Source organism: Cupriavidus sp. L7L (assembly GCF_004353535.1).
GTDB lineage: Bacteria > Pseudomonadota > Gammaproteobacteria > Burkholderiales > Burkholderiaceae > Cupriavidus > Cupriavidus oxalaticus_A.
Genome location: NZ_SMNY01000003.1, coordinates 462,537 through 475,049 on the forward strand (window position 1 = coordinate 462,537; position 12,513 = coordinate 475,049).

Below are 12,513 nucleotides of genomic sequence, written 5' to 3' on the forward strand. Positions count from 1 at the left end.
TTCACGCTGCCAGTGCGGCGCCGGGCCCGTATGCGGCGATCAGCCGGGCCAGGTACTCGGCATCGCGCGCGACGCCCGAGAAGCGCCCCGACCCCCACGTGTGCAGCCACGGCAGGCCAACGAAATACAGGCCGGCATGCGCAGTCACGCCACGCTCGTGGCCCGGATAGCCACGGCCGTTGAAGACCGGGACCTCCAGCCAGCTGAAGTCGGGTCGGAACCCGATGCTCCAGATGATGGTGCTGATCCCCGCCGCACGGGGATCGAGTGTGGTGCGTTCCGCCTCTGGCGTCCATACCGGCGCATAGATACTCGCCGGGGGCGCGTCGATGCCGCGCTCGGCAATAAACTTGTCGATGCTTGCGTTGATGCGATTGTAGGTCGCATCGGCATCGTCAAGGCTTTGGCGCAGGTCCGGGGCAAAATGCAGCTGCCCGTCGCGGTAGTCCTCCAGCACGCCGTACAACTGCATGCCTTCGGTGGCAAACTTGCGCAGGTCGATATCGCGGCCGCCATCGCGGCCGGTCACATAGTGGTTGGTGTTGTCGCGCACGCCTTCGCGCAGCGGATGCTCGGTGACAGGCAGGTCGTAGTACTTCATGTCGGCGAGCCAGTCGACCACATCGCGGCCGCGATAGAAGCGCGCGCAGCGGGGCGCTTCCCCGACCGCCAGAACGACCTCGCGGCCGGCCAGATGCAGGTCTTCGGCAATCTGGGCGCCCGACTGCCCGGACCCCACTACCAGCACAGCGCCTTCCGGCAGGTCTTGCGGGTTCCGGTAGTCGGCCGACTGGATCTGGCGGATCGAAGCAGGCAGGCGCTCGGCCATGCGCGGCACGATCGGCGTGTGGTAGCCGCCGGAAGCGACGACCACCTGGTCGGCGCTGAAGACGCCGCGGCTGGTCGTAACGAGGTACCCGCCCTGCGGCCTCGGCTTGACGCTCAGCACCGCGGTATGCTCGAGCACCGGTGCCGCGACGGACTGGATGAACCCGTCCAGGTACGCGATGATCTCATCCTTCCTCATGAAGCCGTGCGGATCCTCTCCGCGGTATGGATGCCCCGGCAGTGCACATTGCCAGTTCGGCGTGACCAGGCAGAAGGCGTCCCAGCGCTGTGTGCGCCAGGTATGGGTGAGCGTGTGCTTTTCCAGCACCAGGTGTTCGATCCCGGCCTGCTTCAGGTAGTAGCTGACGGACAGGCCGGCCTGGCCGCCCCCTACCACGATCACCGGGAGATGACGGGGTTCCGCGTTAATGGGAGTTTTAATGGGGGTATCGATGCTGTTGCGTGTCATGGCGGGGTTTCCTTGATGCGATTAGGGTTCGGCCACGGTGGCAGCCGTCAATGCTGGCTAATGACCGAAGCCGATCACCTGCACGGTGGCATCCGGCTGGTCGTGGAATCTAGCGGCGACCTCTTCGATGGCCTGCAACTGGTCCATGGCGGACGAGCACGCGTAGCCATATTTCATGCGCACGCGCTCCGACGCCTCGGCCAGGGCCGCGCGGGTCAGGCTGACAAACTCCGCGAGCGGATAGGTGCGGCCTGCGTCGAGATGCGCCGTCACCACCGATGACGGCGAATAGCAAACCGCTTCGCTCTGATCCGGCCAGCGGATCCGGAAATGGGTAACAGGCATGGCTTACGCTCCCGGCGTGACGGGTTCCGGCTCTTCGAAACCCGCTGCCTGTTCAGGCAGGATGAAGGCGGCCCTGGCAAAGTCCCACAGCAAGGCCGACTCGCCCCCGTGGGCGATCGACACGCGCGTGGTGCCGTCGAATTGGCCGATGGACGCGCACGCGATGTCGCGCGCCTCGAAACGCGCCGTGACTTCCGCAACATGGCCTTCGTCCACGGCGAGCAGAAACCCATAGCTTGGGAAAGCGCTCAGCCAACGGAGCAACGGCACATCTGGTGGCATTGGCACGGCGTCGAGGTCGATCCGTCCGCCGACGCGCGAGCACTCCATCAACATCAATGCCGTGCCCGCGATGCCCGCCATGCTGATGTCCTTGGCGGCCGCGCACAATCCGGCCTCGGCCAGCGCGGGAAGGATCTCCAGATCGGCGCGCAGCCGTTCGGCTGACGCGCCAGTGGACGCGTTCCAGTAGGGATAAGGTTCCTCAAAGGCACCCCGCAGGTCCACGGCCATCAGCAGGTGCTGGCCGGCACGCGCCGCGAAGCTCGACAGCAGCCGGCGCGCTTGGCCCAGAATGGCGACGGCCAGTTGCGCGCCATCACTCCTGGCATTGCTATGCCCGCCGACGACCGGCACGCCATAGGCGGCCGATGCGGCAGCCATGCCCCGGATGACTTCGGCCGCGCCGTCGATGCCATCGCTCCAGATCGCATCGACCACCGCCAGCGGCCGGCCGCCCATTGCATAGATGTCACTGACGTTCACCATCACTGCGCTATAGCCAGCGAACCAGGGCATGGTGCGCAGGAATTCGCCGACCATGCCTTCGATCGCGAACAGCAGGTGTCCGTCACCGTCCGGAATCGCGGCACAGTCATCCCCCAGTGCGATGCCTCGGTCTTCCGCGCCATGCCCGGCTGGCAGCGCATGCCTGAACACCGACAGCATGCCCGCGATATCGGTCTTGTGGCCGAAGCCGCGGCCAGCCCGCAAAACCTTCGCCAGTTCCGCGGCGCTCATGTTGCCCTCCTCTCCTCGATGACCAGTCCGGACAGAGGCGTGTGGCAAGGCGGATAGTGATTCAGGTCTGCCTCCATCAGGTGATGGGACCGGCCCAGCAGCACTTCCTCCTGCAGCGTGGTCCAGTGCAGACGGCGGAACAGCGGCACATTCTGGCTCTGTACATGGGCCAGGAAGCGCCGGCAGCCAAGCGCGTTGGCGCTGCTCACGGCCAGGCGGATCAGGGTCGCGCCGATGCGCCCCTGCCGGCGGTACGGCGCCGCCACCGCCAGGCGCGAGCCATACCAGACGCCGGGCTCGCTTTCGTGGATACGCACGGTGCCGACGACCTCGCCTGGCTCGCCCGGCAGGTCCGGATCGGCCCTGAGCGCCACCAGCAACTGCGCCACGTCGTCGATGGCATCACGGTCGTCACCGGCAAAGAGCTGCTGCTCTTCACAGAACACGGCGCGGCGCAGTGCATAGGCCGCATCCTTTTCACGGCGCGTATCCGCCCAGCGGATCCGGTACACCGGGATCGCCGGGACCTCGATGCAAAGATCGCGGCTCATGACGGCACCCCTTCGTACGCGGACAGCGACGAGCACGCCCCGCACTTGCCGCAGCCGGCCTTGATGTCGGCCGAGCGCATGCCGGCCGCCGCTACCATTGCGCCCAGCGGCGCCAGGATTTCGCGCATGAACGCCGGCGTCGGCGCGGGGTGGTCTTCCAGCGGGGTTCCGGAGATCGGCACGAACGGCACCACGAAGGGATACACGCCCATGTCCACCAGCCGGCGCGAGATGGCGAGAATGGACTCGGCCGTGTCACCAAGTCCGGCGAGGATATAGGTACTCACCTGTCCGCGCCCGAACACGCCTACGGCCGCCGCGAACGCGTCCATATAGCGCGATAGCGGCACGGATGCCTTGCCGGGCATGATCCGTTCGCGCACGGCAGGCGTGACCACCTCGAGGTGCATGCCGAGGCTGTCGATCCCCGCGGCGCGCATGCGCGCAAACCAGCGGTCGTCATCCGGCGGTTCGCACTGCCCCTGGATCGGCAGGTCGACCGCCGCCCGGATCGCAAACGCACTGTCGCAGAGGATGCCGGCGCCGCGATCGGGTGTCGGCGGCGTGCCGGTCGTGAGCACCATGTGCTTGACATGATCGAGCAGCACTGCCGCGCGCGCGACCTCGGCAAGCTGCTCCGGGGTCTTCCTGGCGATGGTGCGGCCGGCCGCCAGCGACTGCCCGATCGCGCAGAACTTGCAGGTCTTACGCCGGCTCTCGTAGCGGATGCAGGTCTGCAGCACGGTCGTGGCCAGCACATCGGCGCCATGCAGCGTCGCGATCTGCGCGTACGGAATGCCGTCCAGCGTCTGCAGGCCGTAGAAGCGGGGCGCTTTCGGGAAGCTGATGTCGGCGATCGGAATGGCGCCCCGCTTCAGTGCGCTTCGCCCGCTGCCATCCGGCGCCGAGGCGACGAAGGGCGAGTTCCACGCGGTGCTGGTATGCACGGGCACCATGATGGTCACGCCATCGATGGTCACCGCCTTGTGGTCGGATGGCCCCGCGCCGCCGCGTCGGCTGGCGGCGCCCGCGCTCGGATCTTCCAGCCGCAGTCCTACGGACTGCAGCTCAGTCATCAACTGCCGGCTCGAGGCCGACATCGTCTCGCTGGCTTGCATGATCGGGGCTCCGATAAGTGGGAAGAGGAAATTCGCCCATGGCCGACACCGTGGCCGCCGGCCGGTCGTTGATGGCGAGGCTGAGCAGTTCGGGGCGCGCATAGTGGCCCACCGAGTCCATCATGCGCTTGCGCTTGGTGATGAGGCCCATGTCGAGGTCAGCGATCACCATCCCTTCGCCTTCGCGCAGCGGCGGCGCGAGGTGCTGCCCCTCCGGCGAGATGATCGCCGTGTTGCAGCCACCGCGCAGCGCCTTCTGCAGCGCGGGATCGGTCGTCACGGAGGCGACCTGCTCGTCTGTCAGCCACCCTGTCGCATTGACCACGAAGCAGCCGGCTTCCAGCGCGTGATGGCGGATCGTTGCCTCGATCTGGTCGGCAAAGATGGGTCCGACCAGCGAGCCGGGAAACTGGCTGCAATGGATCTCTTCATGCTGGGTCATCAGCGCGTAGCGCGCGAGCGGGTTGTAGTGCTCCCAGCACGCAAGCGCGCCGACCCGGCCGATGGCGGTCTGCGCCACCTTGAGGCCTGCCGCATCGCCCTGCCCCCAGATCATGCGTTCATGGAAGGTCGGCGTCAGCTTGCGCCGCTTGACGGCAAGCCGCCCCTCCGTGTCGAAGATCAGCTGCGTGTTGTACAGGCTGCCGTGGTCGCGCTCGTTGACGCCGAGCACGACCACCATGCCATGCTGCCGCGCCTGTTCGGCGACGGCCAGCGTCACGGGGCCGGGTATCGTCACGGCCTGCTCGTACAGGCGCAGATGATCGCTTCCGGATTGCACCGGCGGGCGCACGAACGAGAAGTACGGGTAGTACGGCACGAACGTCTCCGGGAAGACGATCAGCTGCACGCCCTCGCGCGCGGCCTTGTCGATGGCTTCGAGCACCTTGGCCAGGGTTCCCTCCCCGCTTTCCAGGTCCGGCGAGATCTGGACCGCCGCGGCGCGGACAATGCGTTTCTGTGACATGGCGATACCCCTGCGCTGGATCAGACGGTCCAGGTGTCGATGATCAGTGCGTTCTCCTTGCGGTGGAGCAGCTTCAGGTCCAGCACGTCAAGCGGATTGATCGGGCGGATGCCCTCGATGAGCGACGCTTCGCCATGGCCATAGAGGGCCTGCAGCGCGAAACGGCAGGCATAGACCTTGCCGCCCTCGTCCATGAACTTGCGCAGTTGCTTGTTGAAATTCAGGTGGCCGGCAAAGGCTTCATCGCCCAGGCGCGGAAAGCCGCGCTGCAGGCCAAGGGTCACGCCCGGGCCGTACAGCAGGATGCTGGTGTCAAACCCCTTGCGCTGCAGCCGCGTGGCCTGCAGCAAGTTGACGAAACCGATCGATCCCTCGAAGGCCACGGTATGGAAGGTCACCAGCGCCTTCTCTCCGGGTTCTGCCTTGACGTCCTCGAATACCTTCTCTTCGAAATCGACCAGGAAATCGCCATCCTGATGGGCAGGTTTGTTGACTGCGGGCATGCTGTGCTCCAGTGGTGGTTTGCGGTTCGGATAAGCCGGTGCGGCGCCATTTGCCACACCGGGCCGGCGCTGCCGCCGACGTCCGGGTTTTGCAACCGATATGCCATCAAGCGGATTCACCCCTCCGATCAATGGCCGATCATCCAGCCGCCACGCGATCGATCGCATCATTGATCGCATGACCCACATGCCTTTATCGCAACGCGAAGAGCGCCTGACAGTTGCACCAGAATTGCGTCGCGCGCCGCTGCACAGCGCATTCAGATGGTGCGGCCAGCTGGCCTGTGCACCATCATGCAGCCATTCAGATGCAATCAAACTGGCACGCACCATGCATTCATTTGCGCGGCGCCGCGATGGCGCAGCCCCGTTTGGAGAGAATCTTGTCCGGCCTGACCAGTCATTGGGCAAAGCGCATTGCAGACAGCCCCAAGCCCGCCTACCTGACCATTCCCGACCTGATCGAGGAGGCGCTTGCCGACGGGCGCCTGCAGGCTCGCGACCGGCTACCCGGCTTGCGCGACCTGGCCGAGGCGCTGGACCTGAACTACACCACCGTCGCGCGTGCCTATGGCGAGGCGCGCAAGCGCGGGCTGATCGATGCCAAGGCCGGCAGCGGCACCTATGTGCGCGGCCGTGCGCCGGCTGTGCCGCTGCGCGCCGGCACCAGCGCCGAAATGACGATGAACATGCCGCCGGAGCCACCCACGCTGGCAACGCGGCTGCGTGAATCGTCGGCGGCACTGCTCGCCGGGACGGATCCGTACACGCTGCTGCGCTACCAGGATTTCGGCGGCACGCCGGCCGACCGTGCGGCCGTGACGGGCTGGCTGCGGCGGCTCGTACCGACGGCAGCCAGTGAAACGCTGCTCATCTGCCCGGGCATCCACAGCGCGCTGGTTGCCCTGCTGTCACAACTGGCGCGCGGCGGACAGACGCTATGCGTTGAGGCACTGGCCTATCCTGGGATCAAGGCCATTGCTGCGCAACTCGGGGTCCAGCTGCAGGCACTGCCAGGCGACGAGGATGGAATGATCGGCAGCGCCTTCGAGAACTTCTGCAAGGCGCACAAGCCCACAGCGCTCTATTGCAACCCCACCATCCAGAACCCGAGCACGCGCACGATGCCCCAGGGACGCCGCGAGATCCTCGCCGATATCGCGCTACGCTATAACGTGCCGATCATCGAGGACGATGCCTATGGCATGCTGCCCCGGCGCACCCCGGACACCTTTGCAGCGCTTGCCCCGGAACTGACCTACTACATGACCGGCCTGTCGAAATGCTTCGGCGCCGGCTTGCGCACAGCGTTCGTCCATGCGCCCTCAGCCAGGCAAAGCCAGCGCCTGGCAGGCACGTTGCGCGCCACCACCGTGATGGCCAGCCCGTTTACCAATTTGCTGGCCACGACCTGGATCAAGGACGGCACAGCCGATGAGATGCTTGCCGCAGTCCGGCAGGAAAATGCCGCACGCCAGGCCATTGCCACGCGCGTGCTGGCCGGCCGCACGTACGCCGCCGATCCGGACGGTTTCCACTTCTGGCTGCATCTGGGCGCCGGCAATGCCTGGCGCCCGTCTGAACTGGCTTTGCACCTGCGTTCACGCGGTATTGGCGCCGTGTCGAGCGCGGCCTTCTCGACGGATGGCAACCCGCCCGATGCGATCCGGCTTTGCCTTGGCGGACCCGGCGACCGGGACGAAATCGAGGAGTCGCTGCAGATCGTCGCGGATACGCTCGATGATCCGCACCATCTGCATTCGGCCATGCTGTAGTCCAGGCTATGGCGCGCAACCGCGCCGACACGCGCCGCCCTTCAGGATGGGCAATGTAGATGGCTTCCTGCTCCGCCTGCAAGCCGATCTCGATCACTGCCAGCGCGCCGCGCCGGATGGCCTCGCCAACGATAAAGGTAGGCAGCAGCGCGATACCTACGCCGGCTTCGGCGGCGTCACGCATCATGTCGCCGTTGTTGACGCGCAGCGCGATGTGGGCATGGACGATCTCGATGCCGCTGGAGCCTTGCAGGCGCCAGTCGGCGGCGCCGCGATTGGCATAGTAGATGCCGCGGTGCTGCTTCAGCTCCTCCAGGGTGGCCGGGATGCCCATTTGCGCGAGATAGCCGGGTGACGCCACCAGCAGGCGACGGCTGGGCGCTAATTGCCATGCCACCAGCCGTGAACTCTCCAGCGGTCCGTGGCGAACGACGGCGTCGTAACTGTCGGTGGCGGCGTCGACGCGGCGGTCATCGAGATCGAGCGTCAGTTCCAATTCCGGGTGCTGCGCCACGAAGGGATAGAGTGCCGGCCCCAGGTGCATACGGCCGAATGTGACTGGCGCGGAAATGCGCAGCGTCCCGGCCAGGCTGCCGCGCCGCTCTGCCACGTCGGTGACTGCTGCCTCAACCTCGTTCAGGATGCGCGTGGCGCGCTCCGCGAAGATCTTGCAGATGCTCAAACATGGCGGCGGCTCGGTGATCTTTACGTCGACGTTCGCCGGCTATACCGTTGCCTTCTCCGGGGTGGCGGCTTATGCGGCGCTGAAATCCGGCACGCTCGTGAGGCTGCTTGAGGCCTTCGAACCGCAACCCGTGCCGGTCCACCTGATGTACGCGGGCCAGCGCCAGATTCCGCTCAAGCTCCGGGCCTTCATCGATTTTACAGTCCCGAGGTTGCGGGAGAGGCTCGGCCTTGCGAGTGCTGCTTCCCAGATGAGCGCGCGGAGCACAGTGAGCAAGACAGTCAGTTGGCTTGCGAGAGCGTGGTATATTCGCGTACGAACTAATCTCGAAGTCCTGGTGGATCACGGTATGGAACATCGCCTTGTCTATCTGTTGAATGTTGGCCAGCGGCGCCTGCAGCGATGGTCGCAAGCGCGCGTGGCCGGCGGCGGCGTGACCGCAGCCCAGTCAGGGCTACTGTTCTTCCTGGGAGGCAACGACGGCGCGCTGATGAGCGAGGCCGCTGCGGCCCTGGATCTTGGGGCACCGGGAATGAGTGGTCTTGCCGACCGGACCGAAAGGGCAGGGCTGATCGAGCGCCGGCCGGATGAGTCTGATCGCCGCGTGTCGCGGCTTTGGTTGACCGAAGCCGGACGCGCCGCGCGCCAGCATTCGAAAGTCAGCATGAAGGCATTGAACGCCAAACTGACCAAAGGCTTCACCGAGGCCGAGATAGACATCGTCGCACGGTGGCTGACGAGCCTGCAGACAAAGTTCCCGGCCACTGACAACGGCGAAGCATAGCCCTGGACCGCAGGGCCGTTCTCCCGCTTACTTCCGGTCGAGTCGGGTGAAGTCCGGCTTGCGCTTCTCGGCAAAGGCCGAGAAGGCTTCCCTTGCTTCAGCGCTGCCGAGCCGCTCCTCGAACTGAGCGCTTTCGCTCGCCATCTGCGCGACCAGCCTTTGCGCGTCGCGCATCAGCTTCTTCATTGCGTTCAGCGAGCCAGCCGGCTTTTCGGCAATCCGGCTGGCCATCCGCTGCGCTTCTGCCCGCAGCTGATCATTGGCGCACACTTTGTTGGCAATGCCCCATGCAACGGCGTTCTTCGCATCGAGCGGCTCGCCCAGCGCGAACATCTCGAAGGCCCGGGCATGTCCGATGCGCAAGGGCAGCAGATAACTCGACGCCGCCTCGGGAACGAGGGCGAGGTTGACGAAAGGCGTGATGAGTTGCGCATCCTCCGCGAGCACGATGTAGTCACAATGGAGCAACATGGTGGTGCCGACGCCGACCGCCTTGCCGTTGACCGCGGCAACTACGGGTTTCGTCGCATTCGCCAGCGCGTGCAGAAAGCGATGCACGTGTCGTTTCGCTGGCCCCTTCCCGGCCGCGATTGCAGCAAATTCCCCAACATCATTGCCGGCCGTGAAACTGTCTCCATCGCCCTGCAACAGCACAATGCGGATGCTGGGGTCCAGTTGCGCCGCCTCGATCGTGTCGGCCAGCACGCCGTACATCTCGTTGGTCAGGGCATTCTTCTTGTCAGGCCGGGCAAGCGTAATGGTCAGAATGCCGTCGCTCAGGTCGGTATGAATTTCCGCGGTCATGGTCGATTTCCAGGTGGGATGAGGATGGACGCCGCAGGCATCCGTGTGCTTCGCATGCGAAGTATATATTTATTTCGCGTGCGAAGCAATCAACCAAGAATGTGCTGCGCTGGACGACCATCAAGATCTCATCGTCCCCGGCAAAGTCTTAAGCCAGCCCGCCCTGGAAAGCACCGCTCGCCTTGATGACTAGCGTGTCGCAGGCAGCTTCCGGGGAAGCTGTATGCATGACAATATTTATATTGTATTGATCCGGTGGACTACGATAGCCCTGTCTCTCCACCGATGCACTCAAGCGCAGCAGGTCGCTGCCCGAGGGCAGCCGAGAGCGTTCGGAAACATGACTGGGTCTGCAATGCATACATATTCCACACAAGCCGCAGGAATCACGGGCGATACGCCCCGGCACGGCCACTCTGCCCGCCGCTCGACCGAAGGGGTGGCCAAATGGAACTGAACACCACTACCATCCTCGTCACTTTTGCCGGCGTCTTCCTGATCTGCTTCATGAAAGGGGCCTTCGGGGGCGGCTTTGCCATCGTTGGCATTCCCCTGCTGTCACTCGTAATGGATCCCGTGACTGCCGGCGGCCTGCTCGCGCCACTGTTCGTCGCGATGGATCTGTTCAGCCTGCGCTACTGGAAGCCGTCCACATGGTCCAGGCCCGACCTGCTCTTGCTGGTGCCCGGCCTGGTGGTCGGCATCGGGGTCGGGTACATGCTGTTCAGGGTGCTGGACCACCGGGCTATCGCCATCATGATGGCGGCAGTCACGTTGCTGTTCGTGGGCCTGTGGTTCTTGCGCGGCGGAGAAGTCGTGGTGCGGCCGCGCTCATCGACCAAGGCCGTGGCCGCCGGCGTGACATCGGGCATCACCACCATGGTCGCGCACTCGGGCGGGCCACCGCTGGCGATATACCTGCTGCCGCTTGGCCTGAGCAAGCAGGTCTATGCCGGGACCACCAGCATGTTCTTCACGGTCGGCAACATCATGAAGGCGGCACCATGGCTGATGCTCGCCAGTCCAGCCGGCGCGGTATGGACGTTGATGGCGATCTCCCTTCTCGCCATTCCTTCAGGCGTCTGGCTGGGGTGGCGCCTGCACGACAAGCTGGACCAGCGGCAGATGTACCGTGCCTGCTATGGCTTGCTCGTGCTGACGGCGCTGAAGCTGCTGTGGGACGGTGCGTCGGGTTACCTTCATTGACAATGCGTAGCGTCGGGATAACTGTGTTCAGTCTCCCTGGTCCGCCACGACCTTGTCGACGATCTCCAGAGATTGCCTCAGCGCTTCGAGCGGCACCGAGGCAAGTGCCAGGCGGATGGCATGAGGCACAGGCTTCGATGCCGCGAAAGGATGCGCGGTAGACACGGAGATGCGCTCCCGCAGCAATGCCTTGGCGACGGCATCCGCGCGAACGTTTTTGGGCATTGGCAGCCAGACGAAGTAAGAGTAGGCGTGACGAACGGGCTTCAGATGTCCGAGCACATCGCCAACTACGCGCTGTCGCAGATTGGCGTCCCTCCGTTTCTCGGCCTCAAGTCTTGCCACGGTGCCATCCTCGAGCCAGCCGCAGGCAATCCCTGTCATGACAGCGGGCGTTGTCCACGTCGTGGCCCGGATGGTGCGTTCCAGCTTCGGAATCCATTCTCGCGGCGCGCATACCATTCCGACGCGAAGTCCGGTAGCAACACTTTTTGACAGGCCAGACACATAAACCGTCGCTTCCGGCGCCAATGCAGCCAGAGGCGGCGGAGCGCCCTCTGCCAGAAATGCATAGGCGCCGTCTTCGATCAGGGTCAGCCCGTGCTGGCGTGCGATCGCGACCAGTTCAGCGCGGCGTCGCATACTCATCACCCATCCGAGCGGGTTATGAAGCGTCGGCATCGTATAAATGGCCCGTACCCGCCGGCGGCGGCATATGCCTGCGAGCGCATCGAGGTCCGGCCCGCGTGCCGTGGCGGGAATCGGCACGAGTTCGAGCCGGCATGCGTCAGCCGCGAGCTTGAATCCCGGATAAGTCAGTGCATCGACGGCTACCACGTCGCCGGGATCCAGCAGCGCCATGGCCGCGGCGGTCAGCCCGTGCTGCGCGCCGCTCACCAATACCGTGGTCGCTGCTGTCGCTGGCACGCCCCGGCTGCCAAGGTGGCGGGCCATGATCGCCCGTTCGTGTTCCCGTCCGCCATGAGGATGGTATCGAAGCAGCGCCTCCAGATCGCCTGCCCCGGCCAGCCTGCGCAAGGCGGCGCGCAGCAGATCGGTCTGGCCGGGCATCGACGGATTGTTGAAGCTGAGATCCACCGTGTCTGCGCTCCAGGCAGGCAGGTCGACGCCTTGTCCGGCGGGAAGCACCTCCTTGACGAAGGTGCCGCGGCCCGCTTCCCCGCTCACCAGTCCCATCGCGTGAAGCTCCGCGTAGACCCGCGTGGCCGTCACCAGAGCCAGACCCTCTCCAGCCGCCAGGTCGCGATGCGTCGGCAGCCTGGTCCCGGGACTTAGCCTGCCTTCGCGTATATCGTCGGCGAACCGGTCCACTACTTCCTTGTAACGGAGTCGGGGCATTGTTCTTCATCACCATTGTCGCGGCCCCAATTATCGGCACTACGCCGATGCGGCGCAACGCAACGGGTCAGGCAACCCTGGGGGACACGCCGGACAGAG

The 12,513-nt window shown here is 65.2% G+C and carries 12 protein-coding genes and 1 pseudogene; 3 read left to right on the top strand and 10 right to left on the bottom strand.

Translation table 11 applies throughout. The annotated features are described in order from the left end of the window. Position 1: 1 nt before the first annotated feature. From E1J61_RS04185 to E1J61_RS04215, 7 genes are read right to left on the bottom strand one after another with little or no spacing between them, the layout of a single operon-like run. Positions 2 to 1,297: an MSMEG_0569 family flavin-dependent oxidoreductase gene (locus E1J61_RS04185; RefSeq protein WP_218959646.1), complete on the bottom strand. Its 1,296-nt coding sequence runs from the start codon at positions 1,295 to 1,297 to the stop codon at positions 2 to 4. 57 nt (positions 1,298 to 1,354) lie between these two features. Then, positions 1,355 to 1,642 carry an MSMEG_0570 family nitrogen starvation response protein gene (locus E1J61_RS04190; protein ID WP_133092860.1) on the bottom strand — a complete coding sequence of 96 codons (288 nt, stop codon included), beginning with the start codon at positions 1,640 to 1,642 and terminating at the stop codon, positions 1,355 to 1,357. Between the two features lie 3 nt (positions 1,643 to 1,645). Further along, positions 1,646 to 2,662, bottom strand: coding sequence for a sll0787 family AIR synthase-like protein (locus E1J61_RS04195; protein WP_133092861.1), 1,017 nt, complete (start codon positions 2,660 to 2,662; stop codon positions 1,646 to 1,648). Next, a complete protein-coding gene (locus tag E1J61_RS04200; RefSeq protein WP_133092862.1) occupies positions 2,659 to 3,213 on the bottom strand; it encodes an MSMEG_0567/Sll0786 family nitrogen starvation N-acetyltransferase in 555 nt (184 codons plus the stop codon). Before E1J61_RS04200 ends, E1J61_RS04195 begins: the two co-directional genes overlap by 4 nt. Beyond that, positions 3,210 to 4,289 (bottom strand): MSMEG_0568 family radical SAM protein, encoded by a 1,080-nt coding sequence (locus E1J61_RS04205; protein ID WP_133093000.1) that lies wholly within the window; start codon positions 4,287 to 4,289, stop codon positions 3,210 to 3,212. The genes E1J61_RS04200 and E1J61_RS04205 overlap by 4 nt, the downstream gene beginning before the upstream one ends. Continuing rightward, entirely contained in the window at positions 4,282 to 5,298 is a 1,017-nt protein-coding gene (locus E1J61_RS04210; protein ID WP_133092863.1) for a Nit6803 family nitrilase, read from the bottom strand. Before E1J61_RS04210 ends, E1J61_RS04205 begins: the two co-directional genes overlap by 8 nt. A gap of 20 nt (positions 5,299 to 5,318) precedes the next feature. Further along, complete coding sequence (locus E1J61_RS04215; protein WP_018004190.1) at positions 5,319 to 5,801, bottom strand: MSMEG_0572/Sll0783 family nitrogen starvation response protein; 483 nt, start codon at positions 5,799 to 5,801, stop codon at positions 5,319 to 5,321. 383 nt (positions 5,802 to 6,184) lie between these two features. Between E1J61_RS04215 and E1J61_RS04220 the strand changes: the two genes are divergently transcribed. Beyond that, positions 6,185 to 7,576 (top strand): PLP-dependent aminotransferase family protein, encoded by a 1,392-nt coding sequence (locus E1J61_RS04220; protein WP_133092864.1) that lies wholly within the window; start codon positions 6,185 to 6,187, stop codon positions 7,574 to 7,576. Positions 7,577 to 7,646: 70 nt separating this feature from the next. Here the strand turns inward: E1J61_RS04220 and E1J61_RS04225 are convergent. Next, positions 7,647 to 8,120 (bottom strand): annotated as a pseudogene (locus tag E1J61_RS04225) (substrate binding domain-containing protein); the annotation flags it as partial. 490 nt (positions 8,121 to 8,610) lie between these two features. On the opposite strand from E1J61_RS04225, the gene E1J61_RS04230 reads away from it, so the two are divergent. Next, positions 8,611 to 9,045: a MarR family winged helix-turn-helix transcriptional regulator gene (locus tag E1J61_RS04230; protein WP_133093001.1), complete on the top strand. Its 435-nt coding sequence runs from the start codon at positions 8,611 to 8,613 to the stop codon at positions 9,043 to 9,045. Between the two features lie 27 nt (positions 9,046 to 9,072). Here the strand turns inward: E1J61_RS04230 and E1J61_RS04235 are convergent, their stop codons facing one another. Continuing rightward, positions 9,073 to 9,849: an enoyl-CoA hydratase gene (locus E1J61_RS04235; RefSeq protein WP_133092865.1), complete on the bottom strand. Its 777-nt coding sequence runs from the start codon at positions 9,847 to 9,849 to the stop codon at positions 9,073 to 9,075. A gap of 447 nt (positions 9,850 to 10,296) precedes the next feature. Between E1J61_RS04235 and E1J61_RS04240 the strand changes: the two genes are divergently transcribed. Then, complete coding sequence (locus tag E1J61_RS04240) at positions 10,297 to 11,055, top strand: sulfite exporter TauE/SafE family protein (RefSeq protein WP_133092866.1); 759 nt, start codon at positions 10,297 to 10,299, stop codon at positions 11,053 to 11,055. Positions 11,056 to 11,082: 27 nt separating this feature from the next. Here E1J61_RS04240 and E1J61_RS04245 read toward each other — a convergent pair whose 3' ends face one another. Continuing rightward, positions 11,083 to 12,414 (bottom strand): PLP-dependent aminotransferase family protein, encoded by a 1,332-nt coding sequence (locus E1J61_RS04245; protein WP_133092867.1) that lies wholly within the window; start codon positions 12,412 to 12,414, stop codon positions 11,083 to 11,085. Positions 12,415 to 12,513 lie beyond the last annotated feature (99 nt).

Coding starts and splice junctions, on each gene's coding strand:
- E1J61_RS04230 (WP_133093001.1), top strand. CDS start 8,611: ATGGAACATCGCCTTGTCTATCTGTTGAATGTTGGCCAGCGGCGCCTG.
- E1J61_RS04215 (WP_018004190.1), bottom strand. CDS start 5,801: ATGCCCGCAGTCAACAAACCTGCCCATCAGGATGGCGATTTCCTGGTC.
- E1J61_RS04205 (WP_133093000.1), bottom strand. CDS start 4,289: ATGACTGAGCTGCAGTCCGTAGGACTGCGGCTGGAAGATCCGAGCGCG.
- E1J61_RS04200 (WP_133092862.1), bottom strand. CDS start 3,213: ATGAGCCGCGATCTTTGCATCGAGGTCCCGGCGATCCCGGTGTACCGG.
- E1J61_RS04245 (WP_133092867.1), bottom strand. CDS start 12,414: ATGCCCCGACTCCGTTACAAGGAAGTAGTGGACCGGTTCGCCGACGAT.
- E1J61_RS04185 (WP_218959646.1), bottom strand. CDS start 1,297: ATGACACGCAACAGCATCGATACCCCCATTAAAACTCCCATTAACGCG.
- E1J61_RS04240 (WP_133092866.1), top strand. CDS start 10,297: ATGGAACTGAACACCACTACCATCCTCGTCACTTTTGCCGGCGTCTTC.
- E1J61_RS04195 (WP_133092861.1), bottom strand. CDS start 2,662: ATGAGCGCCGCGGAACTGGCGAAGGTTTTGCGGGCTGGCCGCGGCTTC.
- E1J61_RS04190 (WP_133092860.1), bottom strand. CDS start 1,642: ATGCCTGTTACCCATTTCCGGATCCGCTGGCCGGATCAGAGCGAAGCG.
- E1J61_RS04235 (WP_133092865.1), bottom strand. CDS start 9,849: ATGACCGCGGAAATTCATACCGACCTGAGCGACGGCATTCTGACCATT.
- E1J61_RS04210 (WP_133092863.1), bottom strand. CDS start 5,298: ATGTCACAGAAACGCATTGTCCGCGCCGCGGCGGTCCAGATCTCGCCG.